Genomic DNA, 3744 nt, shown 5'->3' with positions numbered 1-3744 from the left:
GTGACGACCGTACGGCCGTGCGCCGCCGCCAGGTTCGGCGCCAGCTTGCGCCACTTGTTGCCGATCAGCTCCGGGTGGATCAGGTCGTCCCGCTTGAGCAGCAGCCGCACGCCCCGGCGCTCGAACCGGCCGTCGGCGACCTCCTGCACCGGCGAGGGCAGCCGGGGGCGCAGACCGGCGAGGCCGGGGGTGTCGGGGCTGGTCACCGGATCATTGTCACCCGGGGGTGGAAGGGGCGGCACCGCCCGTCCCGCTGCGGCCGCCCCCGGTGGAGCGTCCGGCCGGGGACGAGGGCGGGCGGACGATCACCGACGCGCTGCTCGACGAGCCGCCGTCCTCGCCGGTCGTCACGCCGGGCCGCGGTCGCCCGGCTCCGCGCCGGTCGCGCATCCACGCGACGAGCGACGGCCCGCCCCGCAGGCACCACAGCGCGATCACCGGGTCGCAGATCGCACAGCCCAGCGAGGAGGTGTGGGCGAACGGGATGATCGGGTTGCCCTTGATGTGGTGGACCACGTCCCACACCGTGTGCAGCAGCCAGCCGACGCCGATCCACGTCCACGACTCCAGACCGCGGAAGGCCACGTACGTCAGGAGCGCGGTGAAGGCGAACTCCCAGCCGCCCAGGCCGCCGCCGCTGAGGTACGCGGCACCGGCACCGGCGACCATGACCGCGTTCAGACGCCGCCGGTGCGGTTCGCGGACCAGGGACATCACCAGGGCGTAGAGGAGGCCGATGCCGATCGGCGCGACGTACTGCATGGCGGGGCCGTTTCTGCAGGCGGAGGGGGAACGGATCATCACGCTAGAACCGCACCGGCCCGCCCCCCAGAGGAACGGCCGCCAGGTTTCCACGGATTGTCGCCAGCCGGTCCGCAGCCTCGGCGAGAACCTGTTCGAACGGCGAAACGAGCGCCTCATGCCCAGTAATACGAAGATCCATTCCCGCTCTTTCGGGTAATACCACCGCTGCGCTCCGTGAGGAAGGCTGGACGTGCACATCGATGCCCGAGGCATGTGGGCGTCGGTCACAACGGGAGGGCAGTTCTCTATGTCGGTAGGCGAAGAGGTCCGCACGGAGCAGACCAAGCCGCAGCAGAGTCTCGGCACGGCGGCCGCGCGGAACCTGGCCACCACGACCAAGTCCGTGCCGCAGATGCAGGAGATCAGCTCCCGCTGGCTGCTGCGGATGCTGCCCTGGGTCGACATCCAGGGTGGTACGTACCGGGTGAACCGGCGGCTCACGTTCGCCGTGGGCGACGGCCGTCTGACGTTCGTCAAGACCGGCGACCGTGTCGAGATCATCCCCGCGGAGCTGGGCGAACTGCCGGCGCTCCGCTCCTACGAGGACGAGGAGGTGCTGTTCGAGATCGCCCGCCGCTGCGAGCAGCGGGAGATCCCGGCGGGCGAGGTGATCGTCTCCTTCGGCGGTCCGTCCGACGAGGTGTACCTGCTGGCGCACGGCCGCGTCGAGAAGGTCGGCACGGGCCCCTACGGCGAGGACGAGTCCCTCGGAATCCTCGCCGACGGCGCCTACTTCGGCGACGACGCGCTGCTGAACGAGGACGCCATCTGGGAGTACACGGCCCGTGCGCTCACCGCGTGCACCGTCCTGGTGCTGCCCCGGCAGGAGTTCGCGCAGATCGCCGAGCGCTCGGACTCGCTGCGCGAGCACCTCCAGCACATCCGCTCCATCCCCTCGCAGCGCTCCAACAAGTACGGCGAGAAGGAGATCGACCTCTCCGCCGGCCACTCCGGCGAGCCGGACATCCCGCACACGTTCGTCGACTACGAGGCCAGGCCCCGCGAGTACGAACTGAGCGTCGCCCAGACCGTGCTGCGCATCCACACGCGCGTGGCCGACCTGTACAACCAGCCGATGAACCAGACCGAGCAGCAGATCCGGCTGACGGTCGAGGCGCTGAAGGAGCGCCAGGAGCACGAACTCGTCAACAACCGCGACTTCGGGCTCCTGCACAACTGCGAGTACGACCAGCGGATCCAGCCGCACGACGGCGTGCCCAGCCCGGACGACCTGGACGAGCTGCTCAGCCGGCGCCGCGGCACCAAGCTGCTGCTCGCCCACCCTCGCGCGATCGCCGCGTTCGGCCGTGAGCTCAACAAGCGGGGACTCGTCCCGGAGACCATCGACATGGCGGGGAACCGCATCCCCACCTGGCGCGGTGTGCCGATCTTCCCGTGCAACAAGATCCCGGTGACGGAAGCGCGCACGACGTCGATCATCGCCATGCGTACCGGCGAGAGCGACCAGGGCGTCATCGGCCTGAGGGCCTCCGGCATCCCGGACGAGATCGAGCCCAGCCTGTCGGTGCGCTTCATGGGCATCAATGAACAGGCCATCATCAAGTACCTGGTCACGGCCTATTACTCGGCAGCGGTCCTGGTGCCTGACGCGCTCGGTGTCCTGGAGAACGTCGAGATCGGCCGTTGGCAGTGACGCTTCCGACAGGCCGGCCGTGTCCCGCCCCGGCGGGGCGGGTACACCCTGGGGGTACGCGCCCGGCGGCGGCCCAGGCGCCTCCGTCCGCTCCTTCTCCGAGGCGGTCCCATGGGTGAGTCCCTCACGGAGTCCAGGACGGAGCCGACGCTGCCCGCCCCCGGTGAGCGGCTCGGCGCCGAGCCCCGGCCGGCGGCCGGGGCGCCGGAGAGGCGGAGACCCGTCGGGACACAGCAGGACGGTCCGGGACCGGCCGAGGGGCACGAGGCGGTCATGCTCCTGGAGCGGGCCCGGGCGGAGGTCGACCCGGTGCTGCGGGCCGCGCTCGACTCACTGCCCCGGCCGATGCGCCGGGTCGCGTGCTACCACTTCGGCTGGGAGCGGGCGGACGGCACACCGGCCGAGGGCGGCTCGGGCAAGGCGATCCGCCCCGCGCTCGTCCTGGCCGCGGCGGCCGCCCTGGGCGGACCCGAGGCGAGGGCGCGGGCGGTCCGGGCGGCCGCCGCGGTGGAGCTGGTCCACAACTTCACGCTGCTGCACGACGACGTGATGGACCGCGACGCCACCCGCCGTCACCGGCCCACCGCGTGGAGCGTGTTCGGTGACGCCGACGCGATCCTCGCCGGGGACGCCCTGCAGGCGCTGGCTCTGCGGCTGCTCGCCGAGGACCCTCATCCGGCGTCCCCGGCGGCCGCCGTCCGGCTCGCGGACTGCGTGATCGAACTGTGCGCGGGGCAGCACGCGGACACGGCCCTGGAACGGCGCGTCCCGGCCGAGGTCTCGCTCGACGAGGTGCTCGCCATGGCGGAGGCCAAGACGGGCGCCCTGCTGGGCAACGCCTGCGCGATCGGCGCGCTGTACGCGGGCGCCGGGGAGGCGGACGTGGCGGCGCTGGACGCCTTCGGCCGGGAGGCCGGGCTGGCGTTCCAGCTCATCGACGACGTCATCGGCATATGGGGCGACCCGGCCCGCACCGGCAAGCCCGTCGGCGCGGACCTGGCCGCCCGCAAGAAGTCCCTGCCGGTGGTCGCCGCGTTCGTCTCCGGCACCCCCGAGGCCGCCGAGCTCGCCGACCTGTACGCCCGACCCGCCGACGAGGAGGACCTGGACCACATCGCCCTGACCGTGGAGCGCGCGGGCGGCCGTGACTGGGCCCAGGACCAGGCCGCCGACCGGATGGCCCGGGCGATGCAGCAACTGGCGCACGCGGTACCGGATCCGGAGGCGGCGGGCGGTCTGCTGGCCCTCGCCGAGTTCGTGACCCGGCGCACCAGTTGACGGCCGGC

2 protein-coding genes and 2 pseudogenes are annotated in these 3744 nt (G+C 72.3%); 2 read left to right on the top strand and 2 right to left on the bottom strand.

What is annotated here, in order from left to right; genetic code table 11:
- Positions 1-206: pseudogene (locus RIN80_RS26450) on the bottom strand (1-aminocyclopropane-1-carboxylate deaminase); the annotation flags it as partial.
- A 151-nt stretch (positions 207-357) separates the two neighbouring features.
- Positions 358-762: pseudogene (locus tag RIN80_RS26445) on the bottom strand (DUF6010 family protein); the annotation flags it as partial.
- Between the two features lie 289 nt (positions 763-1051).
- Between RIN80_RS26445 and RIN80_RS26440 the strand changes: the two are divergent.
- A complete protein-coding gene (locus RIN80_RS26440) occupies positions 1052-2458 on the top strand; it encodes a family 2B encapsulin nanocompartment shell protein (protein WP_309098160.1) in 1407 nt (468 codons plus the stop codon).
- Positions 2459-2569: 111 nt separating this feature from the next.
- Positions 2570-3736, top strand: a complete 1167-nt coding sequence (locus tag RIN80_RS26435) for a family 2 encapsulin nanocompartment cargo protein polyprenyl transferase (protein ID WP_375141822.1) — start codon at positions 2570-2572, stop codon at positions 3734-3736.
- Positions 3737-3744 lie beyond the last annotated feature (8 nt).

This window comes from Streptomyces sp. (genome assembly GCF_031181705.1).
Classification (GTDB): Bacteria; Actinomycetota; Actinomycetes; order Streptomycetales; family Streptomycetaceae; genus Streptomyces.
This window is presented reverse-complemented; position numbering and strand designations above follow the sequence as displayed.

Bases quoted from the DNA above. Each gene is read 5' to 3' on its own strand.
- RIN80_RS26440 (WP_309098160.1), top strand. From the start codon at position 1,052: ATGTCGGTAGGCGAAGAGGTCCGCACGGAGCAGACCAAGCCGCAGCAG.
- RIN80_RS26435 (WP_375141822.1), top strand. From the start codon at position 2,570: ATGGGTGAGTCCCTCACGGAGTCCAGGACGGAGCCGACGCTGCCCGCC.